Origin of the sequence: Alcaligenes phenolicus, assembly GCF_032063905.1 — a bacterium.
GTDB classification, from domain to species: Bacteria; Pseudomonadota; Gammaproteobacteria; order Burkholderiales; family Burkholderiaceae_B; genus Alcaligenes; species Alcaligenes phenolicus.
In genome coordinates this window covers 206,257-230,634 of record NZ_DAMBOE010000004.1, presented here as the reverse complement: position 1 = coordinate 230,634, position 24,378 = coordinate 206,257, and the positions used below count along the sequence as shown (strand labels likewise).

General features: G+C 55.5%; 22 protein-coding genes. 7 read left to right on the top strand and 15 right to left on the bottom strand.

The genetic code is table 11. The annotated features are described in order from the left end of the window. Positions 1-24: 24 nt before the first annotated feature. Genes U2949_RS10670 through U2949_RS10660 form a run of 3 tightly spaced genes read right to left on the bottom strand, consistent with a single transcriptional unit; the run spans position 25 to position 2,844 of the window. Complete coding sequence (locus U2949_RS10670; protein WP_321287637.1) at positions 25-1,068, bottom strand: type I glyceraldehyde-3-phosphate dehydrogenase; 1,044 nt, start codon at positions 1,066-1,068, stop codon at positions 25-27. A gap of 12 nt (positions 1,069-1,080) precedes the next feature. Further along, complete coding sequence (locus U2949_RS10665) at positions 1,081-1,869, bottom strand: SDR family oxidoreductase (RefSeq protein WP_257724034.1); 789 nt, start codon at positions 1,867-1,869, stop codon at positions 1,081-1,083. A gap of 3 nt (positions 1,870-1,872) precedes the next feature. Beyond that, a complete protein-coding gene (locus tag U2949_RS10660) occupies positions 1,873-2,844 on the bottom strand; it encodes a D-2-hydroxyacid dehydrogenase (RefSeq protein WP_257724033.1) in 972 nt (323 codons plus the stop codon). 154 nt (positions 2,845-2,998) lie between these two features. On the opposite strand from U2949_RS10660, the gene U2949_RS10655 reads away from it, so the two are divergent. Together U2949_RS10655 and U2949_RS10650 are read left to right on the top strand one after the other, a co-directional pair. Further along, positions 2,999-4,909: a S9 family peptidase gene (locus U2949_RS10655; protein ID WP_321287634.1), complete on the top strand. Its 1,911-nt coding sequence runs from the start codon at positions 2,999-3,001 to the stop codon at positions 4,907-4,909. Positions 4,910-4,970: 61 nt separating this feature from the next. Further along, entirely contained in the window at positions 4,971-5,585 is a 615-nt protein-coding gene (locus U2949_RS10650; RefSeq protein ID WP_060185070.1) for a glutathione S-transferase family protein, read from the top strand. Between the two features lie 247 nt (positions 5,586-5,832). Here the strand turns inward: U2949_RS10650 and U2949_RS10645 are convergent, their stop codons facing one another. The 6 genes from U2949_RS10645 to proC all read right to left on the bottom strand — a co-directional run bounded on the left by U2949_RS10645 (position 5,833) and on the right by proC (position 11,848). Continuing rightward, the gene (locus U2949_RS10645) at positions 5,833-6,534 is read right to left on the bottom strand and encodes an ABC transporter ATP-binding protein (RefSeq protein ID WP_026482576.1); all 702 of its coding nucleotides are present in this window, start codon (positions 6,532-6,534) and stop codon (positions 5,833-5,835) included. Next, the gene (livG, locus tag U2949_RS10640) at positions 6,535-7,299 is read right to left on the bottom strand and encodes a high-affinity branched-chain amino acid ABC transporter ATP-binding protein LivG (protein WP_009453965.1); all 765 of its coding nucleotides are present in this window, start codon (positions 7,297-7,299) and stop codon (positions 6,535-6,537) included. It abuts the gene before it with no gap. Beyond that, a complete protein-coding gene (locus U2949_RS10635) occupies positions 7,296-8,519 on the bottom strand; it encodes a high-affinity branched-chain amino acid ABC transporter permease LivM (RefSeq protein WP_021446595.1) in 1,224 nt (407 codons plus the stop codon). Before U2949_RS10635 ends, livG begins: the two co-directional genes overlap by 4 nt. Beyond that, positions 8,519-9,448, bottom strand: coding sequence for a high-affinity branched-chain amino acid ABC transporter permease LivH (gene livH / locus U2949_RS10630; protein WP_009453959.1), 930 nt, complete (start codon positions 9,446-9,448; stop codon positions 8,519-8,521). The genes U2949_RS10635 and livH overlap by 1 nt, the downstream gene beginning before the upstream one ends. A gap of 104 nt (positions 9,449-9,552) precedes the next feature. Continuing rightward, positions 9,553-10,674 carry a high-affinity branched-chain amino acid ABC transporter substrate-binding protein gene (locus U2949_RS10625; protein ID WP_321287630.1) on the bottom strand — a complete coding sequence of 374 codons (1,122 nt, stop codon included), beginning with the start codon at positions 10,672-10,674 and terminating at the stop codon, positions 9,553-9,555. 334 nt (positions 10,675-11,008) lie between these two features. Beyond that, the gene (gene proC / locus U2949_RS10620) at positions 11,009-11,848 is read right to left on the bottom strand and encodes a pyrroline-5-carboxylate reductase (protein ID WP_321287628.1); all 840 of its coding nucleotides are present in this window, start codon (positions 11,846-11,848) and stop codon (positions 11,009-11,011) included. 178 nt (positions 11,849-12,026) lie between these two features. Here proC and ugpB point away from each other — a divergent pair, with 178 nt between their 5' ends. The 4 genes from ugpB to U2949_RS10600 all read left to right on the top strand — a co-directional run bounded on the left by ugpB (position 12,027) and on the right by U2949_RS10600 (position 16,371). Beyond that, a complete protein-coding gene (ugpB, locus tag U2949_RS10615) occupies positions 12,027-13,334 on the top strand; it encodes a sn-glycerol-3-phosphate ABC transporter substrate-binding protein UgpB (protein WP_009453953.1) in 1,308 nt (435 codons plus the stop codon). A gap of 182 nt (positions 13,335-13,516) precedes the next feature. Continuing rightward, positions 13,517-14,401: a sn-glycerol-3-phosphate ABC transporter permease UgpA gene (gene ugpA / locus U2949_RS10610; RefSeq protein ID WP_026482581.1), complete on the top strand. Its 885-nt coding sequence runs from the start codon at positions 13,517-13,519 to the stop codon at positions 14,399-14,401. 21 nt (positions 14,402-14,422) lie between these two features. Further along, positions 14,423-15,265 (top strand): sn-glycerol-3-phosphate ABC transporter permease UgpE, encoded by an 843-nt coding sequence (gene ugpE / locus U2949_RS10605; protein ID WP_021446597.1) that lies wholly within the window; start codon positions 14,423-14,425, stop codon positions 15,263-15,265. Positions 15,266-15,285: 20 nt separating this feature from the next. Continuing rightward, positions 15,286-16,371, top strand: coding sequence for a sn-glycerol-3-phosphate import ATP-binding protein UgpC (locus U2949_RS10600; protein ID WP_321287624.1), 1,086 nt, complete (start codon positions 15,286-15,288; stop codon positions 16,369-16,371). Between the two features lie 87 nt (positions 16,372-16,458). Here the strand turns inward: U2949_RS10600 and U2949_RS10595 are convergent, their stop codons facing one another. The 6 genes from U2949_RS10595 to U2949_RS10570 form a co-directional block, all read right to left on the bottom strand. After that, positions 16,459-17,583 carry a branched-chain amino acid ABC transporter substrate-binding protein gene (locus U2949_RS10595; protein WP_026482583.1) on the bottom strand — a complete coding sequence of 375 codons (1,125 nt, stop codon included), beginning with the start codon at positions 17,581-17,583 and terminating at the stop codon, positions 16,459-16,461. A gap of 156 nt (positions 17,584-17,739) precedes the next feature. Continuing rightward, complete coding sequence (locus U2949_RS10590; protein WP_026482584.1) at positions 17,740-18,207, bottom strand: Dps family protein; 468 nt, start codon at positions 18,205-18,207, stop codon at positions 17,740-17,742. 392 nt (positions 18,208-18,599) lie between these two features. Beyond that, positions 18,600-19,565 carry a LysR substrate-binding domain-containing protein gene (locus U2949_RS10585; protein WP_009453943.1) on the bottom strand — a complete coding sequence of 322 codons (966 nt, stop codon included), beginning with the start codon at positions 19,563-19,565 and terminating at the stop codon, positions 18,600-18,602. A 37-nt stretch (positions 19,566-19,602) separates the two neighbouring features. Then, a complete protein-coding gene (gene recG / locus U2949_RS10580) occupies positions 19,603-21,684 on the bottom strand; it encodes an ATP-dependent DNA helicase RecG (RefSeq protein WP_321287623.1) in 2,082 nt (693 codons plus the stop codon). A 12-nt stretch (positions 21,685-21,696) separates the two neighbouring features. After that, the gene (locus U2949_RS10575; protein ID WP_026482586.1) at positions 21,697-22,083 is read right to left on the bottom strand and encodes a Rid family detoxifying hydrolase; all 387 of its coding nucleotides are present in this window, start codon (positions 22,081-22,083) and stop codon (positions 21,697-21,699) included. A 73-nt stretch (positions 22,084-22,156) separates the two neighbouring features. After that, positions 22,157-22,933 carry a ferredoxin--NADP reductase gene (locus U2949_RS10570; RefSeq protein ID WP_009453939.1) on the bottom strand — a complete coding sequence of 259 codons (777 nt, stop codon included), beginning with the start codon at positions 22,931-22,933 and terminating at the stop codon, positions 22,157-22,159. A gap of 308 nt (positions 22,934-23,241) precedes the next feature. Here U2949_RS10570 and U2949_RS10565 point away from each other — a divergent pair, with 308 nt between their 5' ends. Further along, on the top strand, positions 23,242-24,285 hold the full coding sequence (locus U2949_RS10565) for a Fe(3+) ABC transporter substrate-binding protein (RefSeq protein WP_026482587.1): 1,044 nt from the start codon (positions 23,242-23,244) through the stop codon (positions 24,283-24,285). Positions 24,286-24,378: the final 93 nt, after the last annotated feature.

The following is a 24,378-nucleotide window of genomic DNA, read 5'->3' as shown; positions in this document are numbered from 1 at the left end:
CAGTTCAGTTTGAAAATGGGGTGTTCACGGCTGGCGCAAGAAGCGCGCAGCCCACACACAGGCAATATCAAGCATGCGGTTGGAAAACCCCCATTCGTTGTCAAACCAGACCAGCATATTGACCAGCCCGTCCCCATTGGTTCGGGTTTGCGAGCCGTCCACGACTGCAGAGTGTGGATTGTGATTGAAGTCGATCGAGGCATGGGCCTGATCGGAATAGTCCAGAATACCAGGCCATTGCTGCGCCGCTTTCTGGAACAGTTGGTTGATTTCGTCCCGGCTGGTGTCGCGCTCCAGGTTGACCATCAGATCAATGGCGGACACGTTCAAGATAGGAACGCGTATGGATTTGGCCTGAACTTTGCCCTTTAGCTGCGGTAACAAGCGCTCTACGCCGGTCGCCAGCCCCGTGGAGACCGGGATCATGGATTGCAAGGCGGAACGGGTGCGGGCCAGATCGCTGCTGTGGTAGCCGTCGATCATGGGTTGATCGTTCATTACCGAGTGCAGCGTGCTTAAAAAGGCGTGGCGTATGCCGAAAGTCTTATCCAGCTCAGCCAGAACCGGAATGATGGCATTGGTGGTGCAGGAGGCGTTGGAGACAATCCGCTCGTCGCCTTGCAACAGTTCATGGTTAATACCCAGCACAGCGGTGAAATCCACGTCCTGGGCACTATTGCCGGGATTGGACACCAGCACACGCGGGCAACCGGCGTCCAGAAATTGCTGCAGCTGGGCTCGACTGCCAAAGGCACCACTGCATTCGATCAGCATGTCCAGATCCAGCGCCGCCCAGTCTATGGATTTCGGGTCGGTTTCATGCAGCACCCGGATGGCCTTACCCCCCACAATCAGCTCGTGCTCGTTGTGCTCTACCTGTGCCGGAAACACGCCATGGGTCGAATCAAAGCGCGTCAGATACGCCATGGTGGCTATGGTGGCGGGCTCGTTAATGACCACGACATCAAACTCCTGGCCTCGTGGGGGTTCGTAAATGGCACGCAGCAGGCAGCGGCCGATGCGGCCATAGCCATTGATCGCGATGCGGATGGGACGAGGTAGCGGCATGATCAGGAACAATCAGAAAGTAATGGAGAATCCGCCGTCTACAACCACGATATGGCCATTGACATAGGAAGCAGCCGGAGAGGCTAAAAACACAGCAGCAGCGCGGATTTCGTCCGGCTTGGCCCAGCGTCCCAAGGGGTTGCGGCCAACCACTAATGGGCCTTTGACGGGGTCTTGGGCTAATGCCGCATTGCTCTCCGTGGCAAAGGTACCGGGGGCGATGCCATTGCTGGTAATGCCCTGCCCGCCAAATTCTACGGCCAGTGCTCGTACCATGCCGGCCAGACCCTGCTTGGCAACCGGGTAAATGGCATCGCCGGGGCGAGCCAGCGGGCCTGCAATGGAGGTCAGGGTCACAATACGGCCGTGCCGGGTCTGAGCCTTGAGCATGGCTTGGGCCGCGTACTTGGACAGTTTCAGCGTGGCCAGCAGGTCTACATTCAGCAAATGCTCCACATCGTCCCAATCGGCATCCTGCAAGCGGCTACGTAGTCGCACGCCCACATTGTTCACCAGAATATCGGGAGTGCCGACGCGCTGGCACAGGGCTTGATAGGAATCTGGCAAGGAGTCCAGATCGGCCAGATCGTGCTCCCAGGTATCCACCTGGGCACCGCCAGCTTCAAGCTCGTTGGCAAGGGGCAGGAGTTTGCTGGTCTTACGGCCATGCAGAATCACATGGGCGCCATGGGCGGCGTAGGCACGGACGATTTCCAGGCCCAGGCCGGCGGACGAGCCGGTCACTAGAGCACAGCGACCAGCGAGGGAGAAATTGGCTTGGTAGGAGCTTAAATCAGTCATTATTTACAGCGTATGGCGTGCTTGGCCGCGGTGGAAAGCAACAATGTTTTCGATCAACTGGTTTGCCAGAGCCTGCATGGCCTCCTGACTGGCCCAGCCTATATGCGGCGTCAAAATGTAATTGGGTAAGTCTAACAAGCGCATCAGGATATGGTCAGCGGGCGGCGGCTCGGGCGTGCAAACATCAATGCCTGCACCACCCAGCCAGCCCTGGCGCAAGGCGTGCTCCAGTGCCTGATTGTCGATCAACCCGCCACGGGCTGTATTGATCAGCAAGGGACGGCGTGGGGCCATACGCTCAAACTCGGCCATGCCCAGCATGTTCTGTGTTTCAGCAGTCAGGGGGCAATGCAGGGAGAGGACGTCGGCTTGCTCCAGCACTTGCTCAAAGGGCAAGCGGTCATCCGCATTGCTGACGATGGTCTGGCCACGGCGTTGAGCAAAGATGACTTTCATGCCCAGGGCTCGACCCATGGTGGCGACGGCCTGCCCCAAAGAGCCAGAGCCAATCAGTCCTAAGGTGGAGCCTGCCAGATCACGGATGGGATAGTCAAAATAACAGAACTGCTGGGCATCTTGCCAGCGGCCTTCCTTGACGGACTGGCGGTAGACGCAGATATTGCGGCGCAAGGCAAAGATCAGGGCAAAAACGTGCTCCGGAACACTGCGCACGGCGTAGTCGCGGATATTGCTGACAACAATGCCGCGTTCACGGGCGGCATCCAGATCAATATTGTCGCTACCCGTGGCGGCCAATGCGATCATTTTCAAGTTGGGCGCGGCCTGCAAATGCTCGCGGCGTAGAGCCACTTTATTGCTGATGACAATGTCGGCATCGGCAATACGTTCGGCCACTTGATCGGGAGTGGTACGTCCGTAAACTTGCAGTTCATGCTTAAAGGGAACCTGCGGCAGCTCTACGCTGTCTGACAGTGTTTCCCTATCCAGAAAAACGATACGAGTCAAAGAAGTCATGCCTGTCCTTGTCCTTGAGCTGCCCCTGGCATTCTGGCCCTATTTTCAGAGGGTTCTTGCCTTTGCTTGGGACCATCATCCGATATAGTAATGGGATTGATACAGGCTTGTCCCTGGTCTCACCCTCATAACCCTGTTTTATAGGTTATTGCTTATGCTCTTGTCCCTCTTGCTCTCTTTGGGCGCCCACGTCCTGATACCGGATAACGTCGCGAGCACCACCCCCCCACTGTACGACATTCGGGATTTCTTTCAGAATCCCAAGCGTAGCGGTTTCCGGATTTCGGATCAGGGGCGCATGATCGGCTTTATGGAGCCCGTCAAGATCGACGGTCACCCCGCCCGTCAGAATATTTTTGTGCAAGAGTTAAAAGGCAGTGAGCCTGTGGGCGAGGCTCGCCGCGTCACCGCCGAACATCAGCGCGATATTGCCGAGTACTTCTGGAAAGGCGATGAGACCGTTATTTATGCCAAGGACGTGAACGGCGACGAGAACTATCACGTTCTGGCCGTAAACGTGCTGACTGGCAAAGTCACGGACCTGACGCCGCTGGAAGGGGTACGTGCCGGGGTGCAGGACGATTTGCCGGACGACCCGGAGCATATTCTGGTATCGCACAACGGCCGTAATCCGGAAGTGTTCGACGTCTACAAGGTCAATGTCCTGACCGGTGAAAGCACGCTGGCGGCCGAGAACCCCGGTGATGTACTGGGCTGGAGCACAGACCACCAAGGTCGTGTGCGCATGGCGATTTCGATCTCGGGTGTGGATTCCGAACTGCGTTATCGCGACAGCGATTCCGAGCCGTTCCGCAGCATTTTGCAAACGGACTTCCGCACGGAAGTCAGCCCCCTCTTTTTTCATGCCGATAATCAGCGCTTCTACGCCTTGAGCAACCGTGGTCGCGACACCCTGGCCTTGGTCTTGATTGACCCTGCCAAGCCGGATGAAGAAGAAAAAATCTACGAATTACCCGATCACGATCTGATGGGAGCTGGCTATTCTCGCCTGCGTCAGGTGCTGACTTCGGTGGATTACTACACCGACAAACCCGGTCAGCATTTCTTTGACGAGCACAGCGAGAAAATCCACGCCGCCATCGCCCGCCAATTGCCGGGCTACGAGATCAGCATTCAGTCCATCACACGCGATGAAAAGAAAATGATTGTGGCCAGCTACAGCGATCGCAATCCAGGTTCACGCTACCTTTACGATGTGGACAGCAATAGCTTGCACAAACTGGCTGTAATCAACAGCGCCTTGCCTGAAAGCGATATGGCGGTCATGCACCCTATCGAATTTACGGCACGTGACGGCATGAAGATTCACGGCTACCTGAGCCTGCCTTTGGGTGTCCCCAGCCGTAATCTGCCTGTGGTCATCAACCCGCACGGCGGCCCGTGGGCGCGCGATTACTGGGGTTTTAACCCCGAGGTGCAGTTCCTGGCCAACCGTGGCTACGCCGTCTTGCAAATCAACTTCCGTAGTTCGACCGGTTATGGTCGCAAGTTCTGGGAAGCGGGTTTCAAGCAATGGGGCCTGAGCATGCAGGACGACATTACCGATGGCGTTCAGTGGCTGATCGATCAAAAGATTGCTGACCCCAAGCGCATCGCCATTTACGGCGCCAGCTACGGTGGCTATGCGACTTTGGCCGGTATCGTGAAAACCCCGGACTTGTACGCCGCGGCAGTGGACTATGTGGGTGTATCCAACTTGCTGACCTTCATGAATACCATCCCGCCGTACTGGAAGCCCTTGCTGGTGAAAATGCACGCCATGGTAGGTGATCCGGAAAAGGATAAAGAGCTGCTGGAAGCCAACTCCCCCGTTTTGCACGCCGACAAGATCCGTACTCCCTTATTTATCGCCCAGGGCGCACACGACCCACGGGTGAACAAGGCAGAAAGTGACCAGATGGTTGCCGCTTTGAAAGCGCGTGGTGTGGATGTGGAGTACATGGTCAAGGATAACGAAGGCCACGGCTTCCATAACGACGAGAACAAGTTCGAGTTTTACGAGCGTATGGAGCGCTTCCTGGCTCGCCACCTGCAGCCTCGATGATTTTGGAGTGGCGCGACAAGCTCGCGCCATTTTGTTTATCGCACTTTTGGAAAGAGAACTTATGAAACTGTATTACATGACTGGTGCTTGTCCTTTGGTGACCCGCATTGCATTGGAGTGGATAGGCAAGCCGTTTGAATCCCAGCGCGTCAGCCGCGACGAGCTGCAACAAGAAGAATTCCTGAAACTGAACCCCAACGGCGCTGTGCCGGTTCTGGTGGACGGTGATCTGGTCCTGACTCAAAGCATCGCTATTCTGGAGTACCTGAACGAGAAGAACCCGCAAGCCAATTTGATTGGCAGCACCATCGAACAACGCTTTGAAGCCCGCCGTTGGCTGGCCTTCCTGAACGCCGAAATCCACCGCAACGTGGGTGTGGTGTTCGGTACGCATCGCTACGCGGATCAGGAAGCAACCCAGGCTGAAGTCAAAGCCAAGACCGCTGCCCTGCTGACCAAGCAACTGGGAGTGATCGACAAGCACCTGGAAGGCAAAGAAACCTTGTCGGGCTCCTTGTCCGTGGCTGATGCTTACCTGTACGTGGTACTGCGCTGGGCTGCTCTGATGAAGCTGGATCTGTCTGGCATGAAGAACCTGAACGCCTTCTTTGCTCGCATGGAGCAGAACGAAGGTGTGAAGGCGGCACTGCGTGGCGAAGGCTTGTTGAAGGATTAAGTCGTTTCGCAATTAGCGATATAAGCCTTCAGGGGATGTTGTCGTGTTCTACTCCCCTGAAGCGTACGGCAAGCATATCGATAGCTTTTAGTTCTGGTGCGAATGGCCTTGTCCTGATTTGTCACCAGAGTAAAAAAACCTGAATCCAGCAAAAGCTGCGATTCAGGTTTTTTTTCAAGCACGTAAATTAAAGCGGTGTTTTAAATCAATGACGCGCTACCGCTTTAAGGCTGCATTCGCTGGCTGTTTAAGCCCCCAAATAGGCCTTCCGAATATCCGGATTCGCCAGCAGGTTGGCACCGGTATCCTGCATCACGACTTTGCCGGTTTCCAGCACATAGCCACGGTCTGCGACTTGCAGGGCCTTGTTGGCGTTCTGCTCTACAAGAAACACCGTCACGCCTTCATCGCGAATGGTACGGATGATGTCGAAGATCTGCGCGATGATCAGCGGGGCCAGGCCCAGCGTAGGTTCGTCCAGCAGCAGCAAGGACGGTTTGCTCATCAGTGCACGGCCGATGGCCAGCATTTGCTGCTCACCACCTGACATGGTTCCTGCTCGTTGCGCAGAGCGCTCTTTCAGGCGGGGGAACAGTTTGTAGACGTGTTCCTCCCCTTCGTCGATCTCGCTGCGGTTCAGAAAGAAACCACCCATCTTCAGGTTTTCCGATACGGTCAGGTCTGGAAAGACGCGACGGCCTTCGGGAGAGATGGCGATGCCCTTGCGCATGATGCGGTGCGTGTCGGCGTGGGTGATGTCCTCGCCCATGAAGCTGATGCTTCCCGAGCTGGCTCGGGGCGAGCCGCAAACGGTCATGAGCAAGGTGGTTTTGCCAGCGCCGTTCGCGCCAATCAGGGTGACGATCTCGCCCTGATTCACGTCCACGCTAACTTGATCCAGCGCCTGAATAGCGCCGTAATGGGTAGATACGGAGTCCAGCTTCAGCACTTATTCTTCCCCCAGATAGGCTTTGATGACGCGCGGATCATTGCGCACTTCCTCCGGCAGGCCGGTGGCAATGGGTTTGCCATATTCCATAACCAGGATCCGGTCTGATACGCCCATAACCAGGCTCATATCGTGCTCGATCAGCAGGACGGCCACGCCAAATTCGCGGCGCAGTTGGTCGATTAGAGCTTGCAGATCACGTTTCTCTTGGGGATTCAGGCCCGCAGCAGGTTCGTCCAGCATCAGCAAGCGCGGCTGGGTGATCATGCAACGTGCAATTTCCAGGCGGCGCTGGTGGCCGTAGGCCAGGTTGCCCGCTTCACGGTTGGCCAGATCGGTCAGGCCCATGAAGTCCAGCCATGTCACCGCACGCTCTTTAGCTTCCTTTTCGGACTGCTTGTAGCGTGACAGGTTCAGCAGACCGGACAAAAAACCGGCCTTTAGCTGGCTGTGCTGGGCAACCAGCAGGTTCTCCAGTACCGTCAGTTTCTTGAACAGACGCACGTTCTGGAAGGTACGTACCAGGCCTTTTTGTGCCACTTTGTGGCTGGACAGGCCGTGGATGGGCTGGTCTTCCAGGGTGACGGAACCGGAGGTGGGTTTGTAAAAGCCGCCTACGCAGTTAAATACCGTGGTTTTACCGGCACCGTTGGGGCCGATGATGGCAAACACTTCGTCTTTAGCCACATCGAAGCTGACGGAATCCACCGCCAGCAAGCCACCAAAACGCATCGACAGATCTGAGACTCGGAGTAATGGGCTCATGTACGCAACTCCACATGAGGACGTTGCACAGGCAGCAAGCCCTGTGGACGCCAAACCATCATGGCCACCATGACCAGACCAAAAATCAACATCCGATACTCCGCGAACTCTCGGGCCAATTCAGGGACCACTGTTAGCACAATAGCAGCCAGAATGACGCCGATTTGTGAACCCATACCACCCAGCACCACGATGGCCAGGATCAAGGCGGATTCAATAAAGGTGAAGGACTCTGGGTTGACCAGACCCTGACGGGCGGCAAAGAAAGCACCACCAAAACCGGCAAACATGGCGCCCATGGTAAAGGCGGACAGTTTGATGGAAGTGGGGTTCAGACCCAGCGAGCGGCAAGCAATCTCGTCCTCGCGCAGGGCTTCCCAGGCACGGCCAATAGGCATGCGCACCACACGGCTGGAGACCAGCAAGGTGATCAGGGCCAGCGCCAGGGCCATCAAATACAGATACACCACCACGTCCTGGTTGCTGAAGGTCCAGCCCATCAGATCATGGAAGGTGGTCTGCCCTTCTGGCGCACGGCGTGCCATGGGGAAACCGAACACGGTTGGCTTGGGGATACCGGAGATGCCGTCCGGGCCACCGGTCAGGTCATACATATTGATGAGCAAGAGGCGAATGATTTCACCAAAACCCAGGGTGACGATAGCCAGATAGTCGCCACGCAAGCGCAGCACGGGGAAACCCAGCAGGAAGCCGAACAGGGCCGCCATTCCACCCGCTAATGGCAGTGCTTCCCAGAAGCCCCAGCCTGCATAGTGATAGAGCAAGGCGTAAGTGTAGGCACCCACAGCGTAAAAGCCCACAAAACCCAGGTCCAGCAGGCCAGCAAAGCCCACCACGATATTCAGCCCCAGGCCCAGCATGATGTAGATCAGCACCAGGGTGGCAATATCCACCTGGGCACGGCCACCAAAAAAGGGCCAGACCACGGCACAAGCGATCACGATGTACAGCAGGATCTTCTTGTGCTGCATGCTCAGTTTGGGCAGCGTCCAGCGGCTTTCACGTATCTTGGTGCGATTGACGTTAGGACGGATCAGCTGGACCACAAAGACCAGTGCCATACCGATCAGAATGATCTGCCAATCGCTTTCCAGATGGGTGTTCATCCCGGCGCGCACAATTTGCAGGCCAAAGACGGGAGCCACAATAATGCCTGCCAGGACAGCGGCGATAAATGCATTGCTAAAGCGGTTCATCATCAGACTTTCTCCACCTCGGGTTTGCCCAGCAGGCCCGTTGGGCGGAACAGCAGGATAAAGACCAACAGTAAAAAGGCCACGATGTCCTTGTACTGCGACGAAATAAAGGCAGCGGCAAAGGTTTCTGCCAGACCTAGCAGGACACCGCCCAGCATGGCGCCCGGGATGCTGCCAATACCGCCCAGCACGGCTGCCGTAAAGGCCTTGATACCGGCAATAAAGCCGATGAAGGGGTTCAGCTTGCCAATGGCGGTGGCAATCAGCACGCCGCCCACGGCAGCCAGCATGGCGCCGATGACAAAGGTAAAGGAGATGATTTTATTGGTGTCGATACCCAGCAGGTTGGCCATGCGCAAGTCTTGTGAACATGCACGCGAGGCGCGACCCAGACGCGAGTATTTGATGTAGAGGCTGAGCATGATCATCAGCACCACGGTCACGACAATGATCATGACGCGTGAGTAAGGCGCCGTGACGGTAAAGCCGTCTGCGCCCAAGCTGAACTGGAAGGAGCCGGACAGCAAGGTGGGCACTGCCATATCGCGTGCGCCTTGGCCCAGGGCAACCCAGTTCTGCAAGAAAATGGACATACCAATGGCCGAGATCAGCGGGACCAGCCGAGGGCTGCCACGCAGCGGCGCATAGGCAACTTTTTCAATCGCATAGCCGTAAACAGCGGTTACCAGGATGGCAACCAGCAACATGATAAGAATGATCAGCCAGATGGGCAGACCCGAGCCTACGCCAATCGCAGTCAGGGTTACCAGCCCGACATAGGCACCGATCATGTAGATCTCGCCGTGGGCAAAGTTAATCATTCCGATAATGCCATAGACCATTGTGTAGCCGATGGCGATCAGTGCATAAATAGCGCCCAAGGATAATCCATTGAACAGCTGCTGCACGATCTGAGGGAGTAAATCAGACATGCTTGTTTTTTTCCGTTGAGTCCGTCGTTTTGTTCTGAGGCTTTGTGGGCATCCAAAAGCAATGCCCCCGTTCTTCGTAAAGAGCGGGGGCACATAATCCAGTCTTATTTCTCAACTAGATCAAAGTTACCTTCTTTATCCCACTTGAAAACGGCAAATTCGAAATGCTTCAAATCACCCTTGGCGTCGTATTCTACCTTGCCAATGGCGGTATCGAACGCATTTGCGTGCATGTAGTCGGCGCCCTTGGTCGAATCTTCGCCTACCGCGTTGATCGTATCGGCAATAATTTGCACGGCCGCGTAGGCCGGGAAGGTAAAGGCCCCGTTAGGATTGCGCTTGTATTTGCTGAAGTTTTCCATCACATCCTTGTTGGCCGGCATCTTGGTGAAGTCGGTTGGCAAGGTCACCAGCAAACCTTCCACTGCCGGACCGGCAATGGCAACCAGATCGCGGTTGGCAACGCCTTCCGGACCCATGAAGGTGTTGGTCATGCCTTGTTCACGCGCCTGACGCAGCAGCAGGCCCAGCTCGGCATGGTAACCACCGAAATAAATCAGGTCGGGGTTCACGCCCTTGAGCTTGGTGATTACGGCCGAGTAATCACTGTCACCGACGTTAATGCCCTCGTACATGACAATATTCATGTTCTTTTTCTTGAGCGCGTCGCGCACTTGCGTGGCAACGCCGGAGCCGTAAGTCTGCTTGTCGTGCAGGACGGCAATGCTCTTGGGCTTGAGGACGTCAGCAATGTAGTCGGCCGCAAAGGGGCCTTGCTGGTCGTCACGGCCAATGGTGCGGAAAAAGTAATGGGGCTTGATGGTGTCGGTGACCAGAGGCGAGGTCGCACCGGGAGTAATCGCCACAATGCCTTCCTGCTCGTAAATGTTTACGGCAGGCACCGTGGTGCCCGAGCACGCGTGGGCTACGGCGAATTTCGCGCCGGAGTTCACCACACGGTTGGCTGCAGGCACGGCCTGTTTGGGTTCGCACGCATCGTCAATCAGGACGGCTTCCAGCTTTTTGCCTTTGACACCCCCTGCTGCGTTAATCGCGTCAATCGCGGTTAATGCACCGGCCTGGATTTGGTCACCATATTGGGTGGAGGGACCAGTCATGGGTTGAGGGATACCAATTTTGATGGTGTCCGCCGCATAGGCAGTGCCCATGGCCAGTACGGTGGCCAAGGCGGTCAGAGCGGGGGTAAAGCGTCGAGTAAAGGTCATAGCAGCTGTCTCCCGAGGCCGGGGGTTCCCGGCATTGCTTTTTAGAAAGTGCTTATTCTGGGGTCTGGATAGGCATTGTTATGCTCCAGGGGAACCCATTTTGGGGGAGCCGCCTAAAACTTGTCACTTCGTATAAGCCCTAGCGCCCTGCTTATTTATTTTAAAAATAACGACGCATTGTTAACAGGGTGTTTCCAAAACCCGCTCGCATACTAAAAGCCTTATTTATAAAAGAAAAGAGGAGCTCCCTTGAGAACTCCCCTGCTCTTTGTTTTACTGCTTTTTTATTGCGTTATATCAATTTTTGACGATGCTATAGGGAGTAATCCGGGGATCAGGAGAACTCTTGGGCCAGCTCTCCGGCACGCACTTTGGCGGCATTGACTGCTTTTTGGACCAGGGGTGTAAAGCCGCCTTCGTTAAAGATATTCAGGGCGGCTGCCGTAGTACCCCCTTTGGAGGTGACGCGCTCGCGCAAGACCGAGGGTTCTTCCGGCGACAAGGTGGCCAACTGGGTAGCACCGTGCAGCGTTGCCAGGGACAGCTGGCGGGCCTGTTCTGGCGACAAACCTTGCTCGATACCGGCTTTGATCAAAGCTTCGATAAACAAAAACACGTAAGCTGGACCACTGCCTGAAACCGCTGTGACGGCATCAATGGCCGCATCGTTTTCAACCCAGACCACTTCCCCCACGGATTTCAACAATTGCTGCGCAATGGCTTTATCGCTTTCATCCACTTGTTCCAGGGCCATCAGGCCGGTAATGCCACAACCAATAAACGCCGGGGTATTGGGCATACAGCGGATTACACGCTGGTACGGCTGGCCGGGTTCGCCCAGCCATTGGGCCAGAGCGGTTGCCGGAATGCCAGCGGCCACGCTGATCACCAGGGTGTCCTCTTGCAGATAGGGTTTGCAGGCCAGCACGGTTTCTTTCATGACCTGGGGCTTGACGGCAAAAACCCATATACGCTGCTTGGCCAAGGCCGGGCCGGGTTCATGGGTGGTTTGTACTCCCTGCTGGGCCCAGGACTCCAGGGCGGGCGGGTAAATATCAATCGCCAAAACGTCCGAGCCGCCGCAGCGTTTCCCAATTAAACCAGCCGCCAAGGCACTGGCCATATTGCCCGCGCCGATAAACGCCAGCTTAAAAGAGGTATCGTGTGGATTCATCATCGCTCCCATTAAAAATCTGTCCTCTGACACGTTTTCTTAGCGTTTGAGGGTAATTAGTCATTGCTTATATAACGCTGTCATGGATACATTCACGAGAGCGTCATAAACAAGTCATAAGCTTGAGTTTTAAAACCTGCTACACCTTAGCGGCACCTTTTATACAGGAGAAAGCCTGATGCGAACAAAACTATTTGCTCTGTCTCTAGCCGGTCTGATTGCTTCTATCGGCACTGCGCAAGCGGCCACAGAAATTCAGTTCTGGCATTCAATGGAAGGAGCCTTGGGCGAACGGGTTAATGCATTAGTCAAAGACTTTAACGCATCTCAGTCGGACTACCAGGTTAAAGCCTCGTATAAAGGCAACTATGGCGAGTCCATGAACGCCGGTGTCGCCGCTTTCCGTGCTGGTAATGCCCCCGATATTTTGCAAGTATTCGAGGTGGGGACTGCCACCATGATGGCCGCCAAGGGCGCCATTCAGCCAGTGCAGGAAATGTCGGAGAAAGCGGGCAAACCTATCAACCCGGATGACTTTCTGGGTGCGGTTGCCGGATACTACTCCTCCAACGAAGGCAAGCTGATTTCCATGCCCTTTAACAGCTCCACCCCGGTGCTGTACTACAACAAGGACGCTTTCAAGAAAGCTGGCCTGGATGCCGAGAAACCACCCAAGACCTGGCAGGAGCTGCACGAAGCCGCCAAGAAACTGCGTGAGTCCGGCCAAGAGTGTGGCTACACCTCTTCCTGGCCCTCCTGGATCCTGCTGGAGAACTTTGCCGCCTGGCACAACATCCCCTTTGCCAGCGAGAACAACGGCTTTGGTGGCCCCAGCGCTCGTTTGCAACTGGATAACCCGCTGTTCCTGAAGCACATGACTTTCCTGGCAAATATGTCCAAGGATGGTTCCTTCTCCTATGGCGGTCGTGGTGATACGGCCAACGCCCTGTTTACCAGCGGCAAGTGCGGCATGTTTACCGGCTCCAGCGGTAACCGCGCCAACATCATCAAGACCGGCGAATTTGAATTTGGCACCAGCAGCCTGCCCTACTACAGCGATGTACAAGGCGCGCCTCAGAACTCCATTATTGGTGGTGCTTCCCTGTGGGTCTTTGCCAAGAAGTCCGATGATGTCTACAAAGGCGTGACGGAATTCTTCCACTTCATCTCCAGCCCGGAGCAAGCCGCCGCCTGGCACCAGGACACCGGTTATGTACCTGTGACCAAAGCGGGCTTTGAAAAGACCAAGGACTCCGATTTCTACGCCAAGAACGTGGGTGCAGATGTTGCCGTCAAACAGCTGGACGCCAGCACCACCGAGAACTCGCGTGGTATTCGTCTGGGTTCCTTGCCACAGATTCGTGACATCGAAGATGGGGTGATGGAACAGATTTTTGCTGGCAAAGTCACTCCTGAAGAAGGTTTGAAAGCCATGCAAAGCCGTGGCAATGAACTGTTGGAGCGCTTTGAAAAGAGCGTGAAGTAAGCCCGACCCGCCTTGGGCGGGTGGTTTACAATCCAGCGTATGAGTGTGTGCGGACGGTGTCCTGTCTTGGCTTCAAGCCAGCAAGCTGTCACCCTATTGTCCAAGCCACTCATACGCTTTTCGTTTCACTTGAAGTCTGTCCACCCTGATGGTGGCGCTCCCTTCCCATTGCGCTCAAACCTATGGAAAAACGTGTCGTCTTTCGTCATAAGACACTGCCCTATTTGCTACTTGCTCCGCAGCTAGCCATTACTCTGATCTTCTTTTTTCTGCCTGCCGGTCAAGCGCTGTGGCAGGCTTTTCATTTGGAAGATCCCTTTGGCCTGTCTTCGCAGTTTGTAGGCCTGGATAACTTTGCCGAACTGTTCAGTAGTGCGGAATATATGGCCTCGTTCAAGACGACGGCGGTATTTTCGCTTGCCGTGTCGGTGTTGGGGCTGGTCGTGGCTTTGGTGCTGGCCGTGATGGCGAATCGAGTAATACGAGGCGCGCTGCTGTATCGCAGCTTGCTGATCTGGCCTTATGCCGTGGCAACGGCGGTAGCCGGGGTGTTGTGGTTGTTCCTGTTCTCCCCCTCTGTAGGGATTGTGGCCGTGTTCCTGCTGGAGCATGGCATTCAATGGAATCCACGCTTGAATGGCAATGACGCCATGTTGCTGGTGGTGATTGCTTCGGTCTGGAAGCAGATCTCCTACAACTTCCTGTTTTTCCTGGCTGGCCTGCAAGCCATCCCGCGCTCCCTGATTGAAGCGGCAGCCATGGATGGTGCAGGTCCCATGCGCCGTTTCTGGGGCATTGTGTTTCCTTTGCTGGCCCCAACGACCTTCTTCCTGCTGGTCGTGAACATTATTTATGCCTTCTTTGACACCTTCGCCATTATTGACGTGGTCAGTCAGGGCGGGCCGGGTGAAGCCACCTCGATCCTGGTTTACCGGGTCTACAACACGGGTTTCCGTGGCCTGGATATCGGTTCTTCGGCAGCCCAGTCTGTGGTGCTGATGGCGGTGGTTGTGGCGCTGACGGTGATTCAGTTCCGCTATATTGATCGCAAAGTGACGTACAGCTGATGCGCAGCAAGGAACATAGTCATGGTTGAACGACGCCCTATTCTTGATTTTTTCACGCATCTGACCCTGATTCTGGGTGTGATCGTGATTGCCCTGCCCTTGTACATCACCTTTGTAGCTTCCACTCAGACCAGTGCGGAAGTGGCCCGTGCGCCCATGTCGCTCTGGCCGGGCTCGCACATGGTAGAGAACTACATCACCGCTTTGCAGGGTACGGCCACAAACTCCCCACCAGTGGGACGCATGTTGCTGGTCAGCATGGTGATGGCGCTGGGCATCGCGGTTGGCAAGATCATTATTTCCATGCTCTCGGCCTTTGCCGTGGTGTATTTCCGCTTCCCGTTCCGCATGCTGTTTTTCTGGATGATTTTCGTCACCCTGATGCTGCCGGTGGAAGTGCGCATTATGCCCACGTACAAGGTCGTGGCGGACCTGCAGTTGCTGGACAGCTATGGCGGCCTGATCCTGCCCTTGATCGCCTCAGCAACCGCGACCTTCCTGTTTCGTCAGTTCTTTCTGACGGTGCCCGATGAATTGATCGAGGCCGCCCGTATTGATGGTGCCGGCCCGATGCGGTTTTTTAAAGATGTTCTGCTGCCCTTGTCCAAGACCAGCATTGCCGCTTTGTTTGTGATTCAGTTTATCTACGGCTGGAACCAGTATTTGTGGCCGCTGATCATCACCACCAAAGAGGATATGTACCCGATTGTGGTCGGTATCCGGCGCATGATTTCCGGTGGTGACAGCGTGACCGAGTGGAACGTGGTGATGGCAACGGCCCTTTTGGCCATGATCCCGCCTGCCCTGGTGGTGATGCTGATGCAAAAGTGGTTCGTCAAAGGTCTCATCGACTCTGAAAAGTAATTCTCTACAGGCTTTATTGAATGGCTAGCTTACGATTTGAAGGCGTCAAGAAAACCTACCCGAACGGGACCGTCGTTATTCACGGTATTGATGTGGACGTGAAGGATGGCGAGTTCGTGGTGATTGTGGGCCCCTCTGGATGCGGTAAATCGACCTTGATGCGTATGGTGGCGGGTCTGGAATCTGTCACGGCGGGTCAGGTGCTGATTGACGGCAAAGTCGTCAATGATCTGGAACCGGCTGAACGTGACATTGCCATGGTGTTCCAGAACTACGCGCTCTACCCTCATATGTCGGTCTTTGACAATATGGCGTATGGCTTGAAGATCCGTAAGTTTTCCAAGGATGAAATCAAGCAAAGGGTCAATGCCGCCGCTGCGATTTTGGAGTTGGGGGCCCTGCTGGAACGCCGTCCTGGGCAACTTTCGGGTGGCCAGCGCCAGCGTGTTGCGATGGGCCGTGCGATCGTGCGTGAACCCAAGGTGTTCCTGTTTGACGAGCCCCTGTCCAATCTGGATGCCAAGCTGCGAGTGCAGATGCGTCTGGAAATTCAGAAGCTGCATCGCCGCCTGAAAACCACCAGCCTGTATGTGACTCACGATCAAATTGAAGCCATGACCTTGGCCGAGCGCATGATTGTGATGAATCAGGGCATGCCTGAGCAAATCGGGACACCCGCCGAGGTATTCGAAAAACCCGCTTCCGTCTTTGTGGCTACGTTCATTGGCTCACCGCCCATGAACTTGTTGCCAGTAGAGGTGGATGCACAAGGTCAGATCACGCAAGACAATGGCCAGCCTGTGCAGTTTGGCCCGGAAATGGTGCCCGCTGTGGTGCGTGGCCGCAAGATGTTCCTGGGCATACGACCGGAACACATCCAGCTGCATGTGCCCGGTGTGACCACGCAGGTGGAAATGGTGGAAATCCTGGGTTCCGAGCAGTTGCTGCATCTGGGTTGTGGCGACTATCGCATCATCGTGCGCTGCCCGATTGAGCAGACTCGCGAATATCCAATTCAAATTGGCGAGGCGATCCAGATTGGCTACATGCCACCCCACCCTTTGCATTGGTTCGACCGTGATACGGGTTTGCGTATCGAGGCCTGAGCAGCGAGCCTGAAGCAAGGTGCCCCAAGGCGATCCATAATAAAAAACCGGCCCGAAGGCCGGTTTTTTACGAGCAAGAATCAGGATTTACTTGCCGTAAACGGTTTTGGAACCGTCAGCGTGCCAGCTGAAGACGTCAAATTTGAAGTCGTTCAGGTCGCCCTGCTTGTTCCAGCTGATTTGACCGATAGGCGTTTTCACGCTGTTGGCGTGCAGGTAGTCGGCCACTTTGACTGGATCGTCCTCGCCAGCGCCCTTGATGCCTTCGGCAATCGCAATAGTAGCTGCGTATGCGGACAGTTGGAACGCACCGCTAGGATCGCGCTTCTTGTCCTTGAAAGCCTGGACGATGGCCTGGTTGTCCGGATCTTGCGAGAAGTCCGCAGGCAAGGTCAGCAGCATGCCCTCAACGGCCTTGCCGGCAATGGCGTTAATGTCGGGGTTACCCACGCCTTCCGGTCCCATGAAGTGGACTTTTACGCCTTGCTCGGCGGCTTGACGTAGCAACAGGCCCATTTCAGGGTGGTAGCCACCAAAGTACACGAAGTCCACGCCGGTGGATTTCAGCTTGGTGATGACGGCGGAGTAATCGCTGTCGCCCGCGTTAATGCCTTCAAACAGGGCAACTTCGGTACCGGCTTTTTGCAGTTCGGAGCGAACCGAAGCGGCAATACCTTGGCCATAGGATTGTTTGTCGTGCAGGACGGCAACTTTAGTCGGCTTGATCTGTTCCAGGATGAACTTGGCAGCGGCTGGGCCTTGTTGATCGTCGCGACCAATGGTGCGCAGGATCATTTCATAGCCTTTGCCGTCGGTAACAGCAGGTGCTGTTGCCGATGGCGTCACCATCAACACGCCTTCGTTGTTGTAGATATCGGTGGCCGCGATGGTAGCGCCCGAACAAACGTGACCGACAACATAGTGGATCTTGTCATTCACGATACGGTTGGCTGCGACGGGACCTTGCTTGGGTTCGCAGGCATCGTCAACAGTGACCAGTTCGAGCTGTTTGCCCAGAACGCCACCGGCAGCATTGATCTGTTCGATAGCTGTATCGACGCCTTGCTTGACCATATCGCCGTATTGGGTGACCGAGCCTGTGAAAGGACCCGCCAGCGCGATACGGATGTTGTCAGCGTGAGCAGCACCGGACAAGAGCAGACCCGTTGCCAGGCTCATGGCCGCTGCAACAGGAGTGAAACGAATTTTCATAGAAAACACCTCCGTGAATATGCAGGAAAGCATACACCGATAACAGGGCTTTATGCCTGCCTGACGCCTGAATTCAGGGTTTTCTATAGGGGGAATAGGAAAGGCCACCGTTTGGTGGCCTTTTTTTATCGCTATTTGAGGGCGATAAGACCGAAATTACTGCAGCAGGCTACGCAGCATCCATGCATTTTTCTCGTGCACGTCCAGACGCTGGGTCAACAAGTCAGCGGTAGGCTGGTCGTCGGCCGAGTCGGCACGGTCAAAAGCAGTGCGTGCGGTACGAGCCAGGGCTTCGTTACCTTTGACCAGCAGCTCGATCATGGTGGTGGCATCCGGCACGGAAGCGGGCTGGGTGATGGAGGACAGCTTCTGGAATTCGGCATAGGTACCAGGGGCGTAATGACCCAGGGCGCGGATACGCTCGGCGATGTCATCCAGGGCTTGCCACAGTTCGGTGTACTGCGTCATGAACAGCTCATGCAGTGTCTTGAACATGGGGCCGGTGACGTTCCAGTGGAAGTTGTGCGTCATCAGGTACACGGTGTAGGAGTCGGCCAGTACCTTGGACAACTCTTTAACTACAGCAGCACGGTCTGCCGTCGAAATACCGATATCAATTTTCAGAGCGCTGCTGGCGGCGCTGGCAGGAGCAGCGGGTTTGGCGGCGGCAACCGGCTTGGTCGCGGCAGGCTTGCGAGCAGCGGCTGGTTTGGCAGCTGGCTTGGCAGCAGGTTTAGCGGCCGCCTTGGCGGGAGCTTTGGCTGCGGTGGCAGGCTTTTTGGCGACGGCCTTTTTAGCGGTCACTTTTTTGGCGGGGGCCTTGGCGGCTGCCGGTTTTGGTTCAGCCTTTACATCGGCTGCAACTGCGACCTTGGTATCAGTGTTTGGGGCTTCTTCGGCCTTGCTGACCTTGGCGGTTTTACTGACTGCTTTCACGGCTTTTGCCATAGTGGACTCCTGTTGAACAGAGGGCTAAATAGGTACTGAAGCAGAATAACACGCAGTAGGTGTGCGATTTACGCTAGTTCAGGATACGGGAAATTGCTGTTGTATTCGACTTTTAAGTAGTTGACCCCAGCCAAGCCACTTTCCATGATCCCACGGGTCAAGGCGTCAATGGCCGACGTACGTGGAAAACTTTTGCGCCAGACCAAGGCAATGCGACGATCTGGAATGGGTTTTTTGAAGGGGACATAGGCCAGCAGTTCGTTGGCCTGGCCGGGGGCTGTCAGAGAGCTGGCTGGCAGGACAGTCAGACCGATGCCAGTGGCCACCATATGACGGATGGTTTCCAGTGAAGAGCCTTCAAAGGTGCGCTGTATGCCTTCACTGGACGCTGAAAAGCGCGATAGTTCCGGGCAAACATCCAGCACTTGATCGCGGAAACAATGGCCGGCACCCAGCAGCAGCATGGTCTGATCTTTCAGCTGTTCGGGATCAATTTCCTTGCGCTTGGCCCAGGCGTGTTCATGGGGCATGGCCACCACAAAAGGCTCGTCGTACAGCTCGCGGATAACCAAGCCTGTTTCAGGCAAAGGCAGGGCCACAATGGCGCAATCAATCTCACCTTGGCGCAGCAATTCCAGCAGACGCACGGTAAAGTTTTCTTGCAATAAAAGTGGCATTTGCGGGGTCAGCTCGATTTGCTTGGGAACGAGCTTGGGCAGCAGGTACGGCGCCACGGTGTAAATAATGCCAACGCGCAAGGGACCCGCCAAAGGATCGTGGCCCTGGCGGGCAATCTCGCGCAGGTTGGCACCCTCTTCCAGGACTTTCTGTGCCTGGGTGACAATACGCAGCCCGATGGGAGTAATAGCCACTTCGGGCCCGCCACGCTCGAAGATGACCACGCCTAATTCGTCTTCCAACTTCTTGATGGCCACCGACAGCGTCGGTTGGCTCACAAAGCAGGCTTCGGCAGCACGTCCAAAATGACGCTCGCGTGCTACGGCAACGATGTATTTCAGCTCGGTCAATGTCATGACAATTCCTTGTGCAAAACAGCATTAAGACCTTGGGTTAACTACGGAGTAATTCTTCCCGGCCCTTCATCCAGCGCTGTAAATGGTGGTGAGCGTGGTCTGGATAATCACGGCGAAAGGTGCTGGCCAATGTTTGGGCCTGCTCGATCAAATCTTCATCGGACTCCAGGCTGGCAAAACGCAAGCCTGCCTGCCCGGATTGGCGCATGCCCATGAACTCGCCCGGGCCGCGTTGCTCCAGGTCGCGGCGGGCAATTTCAAAGCCATCGGTGGTTTCATACATGGCGCGCAAGCGCAGGCGGGCAATGGCCGACAGCGGTGCCTGATACAGCAAGACGCAGACGGACTGAATCTGCCCCCGCCCTACCCGGCCGCGCAACTGGTGCAGCTGGGCCAGGCCGAAGCGCTCGGCGTGTTCAATAATCATTAAAGAGGCGTTGGGCACGTCAACCCCGACTTCAATGACAGTGGTCGCCACCAGCACGTCCAGATTGCCGCTACGGAACGCTTCCATGACGTCCGCTTTTTCCGTTGAGGACAAGCGGCCATGAATCAGGCCTACTCGCAAGGGGGCCAAGGCTTGTTCCAGAGCCGCATGGGTATCCACGGCGGTTTGCAATTGCAGGGCTTCACTTTCCTCGACCAAGGGGCAGACCCAATAGGCTTGTCTACCTTGGGCAACTTCAGCCCGGACGCGCGCCATGATTTCATCACGACGATTATCGGCGGCCAGCTTTGTAATGATGGGACTGCGACCTGGGGGCAACTCGTCAATCGCGGAGACATCCAGATCCGCGAAAAAAGCCATGGCCAAGGTACGCGGGATAGGTGTGGCACTCATATTGAGCTGATGCGGCAAATAAGCCTGACCTTTCTTGTCTTGCGCATCCCCTTTACGGTTCAGCTCCAGACGCTGGCCAACACCAAAGCGGTGTTGCTCATCCAGAATCACCAATCCTAATTGCTGAAATTGCACATTGTCCTGAATCAGGGCCTGGGTGCCGATGGCCAGTCTGGCCTGTCCGGAGCTGATGGCTTCATAAGCCAAACGTTTGGCCTTGATGCCCAAACTGCCGCTTAACCAGGCCAGCTCGACGCCCAACGGCTCCAGCCAGGCACGCATCTTCAGATAATGCTGCTCGGCCAGAATCTCGGTGGGTGCCATCAGGGCCACCTGAAAACCGCTGGCAATGGCTTGCACGGCGGCAATGGCCGACACAATGGTTTTGCCGCTGCCTACATCTCCCTGCAACAGCCGGTGCATGGGATACGAGCGCTTCATGTCCGCGCTGATTTCCTTGACGCAGCGTTTCTGAGCGGCCGTTAACTTGAAGGGCAACGAAGCCAGCAAGGCTTTAGCCAGATCACTATTACCTTCACGCATAGGCTTGGCACGTTGAGCCTGACGCGCAGCACGAGCCTGTGCCAGGGACAATTGCTGCGCCAGCAATTCATCAAACTTGATGCGGCTCCAGGCCGGATGACCGTGTTCGAACAAATCGTCGTAACTGAGCTCGGGCGGTGGGTAATGCAAAAGCCGGATAGCCTCGTTAAAAGGCATCAGGCCATATTCGCCACGAACTTCTTCAGGTAGGGTGTCGCGCAGGTCTGCATTATCGAGCGCATCGGCAATGGCTTTGCGCAGCTGTACCTGGCTCAAGCCATCGGTAGTGGGATAAACAGGGGTCAAGGCGCGGGCCAGGGGTTGGCCGGCTTTGGTGACTTTGGGGTGCACCATTTCCAGGCCATGAAAGCCCTGGCGCACTTCGCCGCGCACTCGCAGGGGCAAATCCCCTTGCAGCTGCTTGAGCTGGCTGGGATAAAAGTGCAGCCAGCGCAAGGCCAGCTCGCCACTTTCGTCGGCAATACGGGCATGCAGCTGTGAGCGGGGACGAGCCTGGACATCCGTACTAAGAATACGACCTTCAATTTGCGCCATCTTGCCAGGGTAGAGATGGGCGATGGGCTCGACCTGAGTCTCATCCTCGTAGCGCAAAGGAAGATGGACCACGAAGTCGGCAGGCTCTCGTAGGCCGAGCTTTTCAAACTTCTGGTCCAGACTGAGCGCCTTGCGTGGCGCAGCCCGTTTGGCCTGAGGCGCAGGCCGACCTGCGGTCATGGCAATACGTCTTTAGAAATTGAGGATAGCCTCGACCTCGAACTGAGCGCCTTTGGGCAAGCTGGCCACACCGATGGTGGAGCGTGCCGGGAAAGGCTGGGGAATCAGTTCGGCCATGATGGCATTGGCGCTGGCAAAACGGGACAGATCTGTCAAAAACAAAGTCAGTTTGACGATGTCGCTCAGGTTGGCGCCAGCTTCTTTGACCACAGCTTCCAGGTTGGCAAATGCCTGACGTACCTGACCTTCAAAATTTTCAGATACCAGTTCGCCTGTGGCAGGCTCCAGACCGATTTGACCAGACAGAAATACTGTCTTGCCACCCGAAGCAATAATGGCCTGAGAGTATGGGCCTACGGCAGCCGGAGCGGCATCGGTGAAGACAACTTGCTTAGTCATAAGAAACCTCTGATGAGTGTTGTACTATCAGAGTTTAAGCGCCTATAGCTAAAATTAACAGATCTTGGCGTGATTATTTTTCCACGAAGGCGCGTTCAATCACGTAGTCACCGGGTTGGCCTACACCGGGCGACACTTCAAAACCGCGTTTATCGAGCATGGCGCTGATATCGGTCAGCATGGCGGGGCTGCCGCACAACATGGCGCGATCCTGAGCGGGATCCAGTTGAGGAATACCCAAGTCTTCGCACAGCTTGCCGGTCTCGATCAGGTCGGTAATGCGGCCGGTATTGCGGAACTCTTCGCGGGTGACAGTGGGGTAATACAGCAGTTTTTCACGTACCACTTCACCAAAGTATTCGTTCTGCGGCAATTCATTCTGGATGAAATCCGAGTACGCCAGTTCGCTGACAAAACGCACACCGTGAACCAGTACCACCTTTTCAAAACGCTCGTAAGTGTCGGGGTCCTTGATGATGCTCATGAACGGAGCCAGACCGGTGCCAGTGCCAAACAGGAACAGATTGCGGCCTGCGCGCAGGTCGTCAATTACCAGCGTACCAACGGGTTTGCGGCTGACCAGAATGGTGTCGCCTTCTTTCAGATGTTGCAGGCGCGAGGTCAATGGACCGTCCTGTACCTTGATGCTGAGAAATTCCAGATTTTCTTCGTAGTTGGCGCTGGCGATACTGTAAGCGCGCATCAGCGGCTTGCCATCGACTTCCAGACCGATCATTACAAAGTGCCCATTATGAAAACGCAGGGCGGCGTCGCGGGTGGTGGTAAATGAGAACAGGGTGTCGTTCCAGTGGTGGACGCTGAGCACTTGTTCGGTATTGAAAGCTGCCATGTTAGTTGTCGTATAGAGGGGCAACATTGCCCGGATCAGTAAGCAAATATTTGTCCATTGTACCGAGTTCCCCAGGTAAATCCATGCTGATTCACCAATACGATTTGATCGCAATCAGGACTTACCATTAAGTTTCATGAGCCGCCATTCTCCTGCTTTGGCACAGACAGTACGGCGATTTCCAGCCTGGAAACGGGCCCACATTCAAATAGCTCTTGCCTAGTTTCTGCATACGTTTGATAATCATTCACATTTTCTGGCTTACAGCCGGTTATTACGCTATTTACGCCTGTTTTGGAGTGTCGATAATGCGCTTTACTCTTCGTAGCCGTGCCCTGACCCAAGCTTTGCTTCTGTCCGCTATGGGCACTATGTCGATGGCGGCTTTTGCTTCTGGCGAAGTCAACCTCTACACCACTCGCGAACCTGGTCTGATTACTCCCCTGCTTGAAACCTTCAGCAAAGACACAGGCGTGAAGGTCAATACCGTGTTTGTGAAAGATGGCCTGATCGAGCGCGTGAAAACCGAAGGCGACAAGTCCCCTGCCGACATTCTGATGACGGTGGACATCGGTAATCTGCTGGATCTGGTGGAAGCCGGAATTACTCAGCCCGTTGAGTCCGCCACTCTGGACGGCGCCATTCCCGCCAATCTGCGCGGTGCCGACAAACAGTGGTACTCCCTGTCCTTGCGCGATCGCGTGGCCTATGTGGCTAAAGACGTGGATGTGAAGAGCATTCACTACGAAGATTTCGCCGATCCAAAATGGAAAGGCAAGGTGTGTATTCGCTCCGGCCAGCACCCCTACAACACAGCCTTGGTGGCTGCCATGATTGCGCATAACGGTGCAGAAGCGACGGAACAGTGGCTGCGTGGCGTGAAAGACAATCTGGGCCGCAAGGCTGCCGGTGGTGACCGTGACGTAGCGCGCGACATTCTGGGTGGCATTTGTGATGTGGGTATTGCCAACGCCTACTACGTGGGCCGCATGAAAAACTCCGAGCCTGGTAGCGATGCCTACAAATGGGGCGAAGCTATCAATGTGGTGCGTCCAACCTTTGCTGATACCAAGGGCGGTGGCACACACGTGAATATTTCCGGTGCCGCTGTGGCCAAGCACGCTCCTAATAAGGACAACGCTGTCAAACTGCTGGAGTACCTGGTTTCCGAGAAAGCCCAGAGCCTGTATGCCAAGGCCAACTACGAATACCCCGTGCGCGCCGGTGTAGAGCTGGACCCCGTGGTGGCCAGCTTCGGCCCCATGACGATTGATCCTTTGCCATTGACTGAAATCGCCAAACATCGCAAACAAGCCAGCGAGCTGGTAGATAAAGTTGGCTTCGACAACTAAAATCGCCCTACTCTTTTTCTACGACCGCCAGCTTTGAGAAATCAGAGCGGCGGTCGTCGCGCATTTAAGCGCCTGTAATACCTAGCCTTTCAT

What these genes read in the sequence shown, in the direction of transcription:
- U2949_RS10670 (WP_321287637.1), bottom strand. Translation starts at nt 1,068, where the DNA reads ATGCCGCTACCTCGTCCCATCCGCATCGCGATCAATGGCTATGGCCGC.
- U2949_RS10665 (WP_257724034.1), bottom strand. Translation starts at nt 1,869, where the DNA reads ATGACTGATTTAAGCTCCTACCAAGCCAATTTCTCCCTCGCTGGTCGC.
- U2949_RS10660 (WP_257724033.1), bottom strand. Translation starts at nt 2,844, where the DNA reads ATGACTTCTTTGACTCGTATCGTTTTTCTGGATAGGGAAACACTGTCA.
- U2949_RS10655 (WP_321287634.1), top strand. Translation starts at nt 2,999, where the DNA reads ATGCTCTTGTCCCTCTTGCTCTCTTTGGGCGCCCACGTCCTGATACCG.
- U2949_RS10650 (WP_060185070.1), top strand. Translation starts at nt 4,971, where the DNA reads ATGAAACTGTATTACATGACTGGTGCTTGTCCTTTGGTGACCCGCATT.
- livG (WP_009453965.1), bottom strand. Translation starts at nt 7,299, where the DNA reads ATGAGCCCATTACTCCGAGTCTCAGATCTGTCGATGCGTTTTGGTGGC.
- U2949_RS10635 (WP_021446595.1), bottom strand. Translation starts at nt 8,519, where the DNA reads ATGATGAACCGCTTTAGCAATGCATTTATCGCCGCTGTCCTGGCAGGC.
- livH (WP_009453959.1), bottom strand. Translation starts at nt 9,448, where the DNA reads ATGTCTGATTTACTCCCTCAGATCGTGCAGCAGCTGTTCAATGGATTA.
- U2949_RS10625 (WP_321287630.1), bottom strand. Translation starts at nt 10,674, where the DNA reads ATGACCTTTACTCGACGCTTTACCCCCGCTCTGACCGCCTTGGCCACC.
- proC (WP_321287628.1), bottom strand. Translation starts at nt 11,848, where the DNA reads ATGAATCCACACGATACCTCTTTTAAGCTGGCGTTTATCGGCGCGGGC.
- ugpB (WP_009453953.1), top strand. Translation starts at nt 12,027, where the DNA reads ATGCGAACAAAACTATTTGCTCTGTCTCTAGCCGGTCTGATTGCTTCT.
- ugpA (WP_026482581.1), top strand. Translation starts at nt 13,517, where the DNA reads ATGGAAAAACGTGTCGTCTTTCGTCATAAGACACTGCCCTATTTGCTA.
- ugpE (WP_021446597.1), top strand. Translation starts at nt 14,423, where the DNA reads ATGGTTGAACGACGCCCTATTCTTGATTTTTTCACGCATCTGACCCTG.
- U2949_RS10600 (WP_321287624.1), top strand. Translation starts at nt 15,286, where the DNA reads ATGGCTAGCTTACGATTTGAAGGCGTCAAGAAAACCTACCCGAACGGG.
- U2949_RS10595 (WP_026482583.1), bottom strand. Translation starts at nt 17,583, where the DNA reads ATGAAAATTCGTTTCACTCCTGTTGCAGCGGCCATGAGCCTGGCAACG.
- U2949_RS10585 (WP_009453943.1), bottom strand. Translation starts at nt 19,565, where the DNA reads ATGACATTGACCGAGCTGAAATACATCGTTGCCGTAGCACGCGAGCGT.
- recG (WP_321287623.1), bottom strand. Translation starts at nt 21,684, where the DNA reads ATGACCGCAGGTCGGCCTGCGCCTCAGGCCAAACGGGCTGCGCCACGC.
- U2949_RS10575 (WP_026482586.1), bottom strand. Translation starts at nt 22,083, where the DNA reads ATGACTAAGCAAGTTGTCTTCACCGATGCCGCTCCGGCTGCCGTAGGC.
- U2949_RS10570 (WP_009453939.1), bottom strand. Translation starts at nt 22,933, where the DNA reads ATGGCAGCTTTCAATACCGAACAAGTGCTCAGCGTCCACCACTGGAAC.
- U2949_RS10565 (WP_026482587.1), top strand. Translation starts at nt 23,242, where the DNA reads ATGCGCTTTACTCTTCGTAGCCGTGCCCTGACCCAAGCTTTGCTTCTG.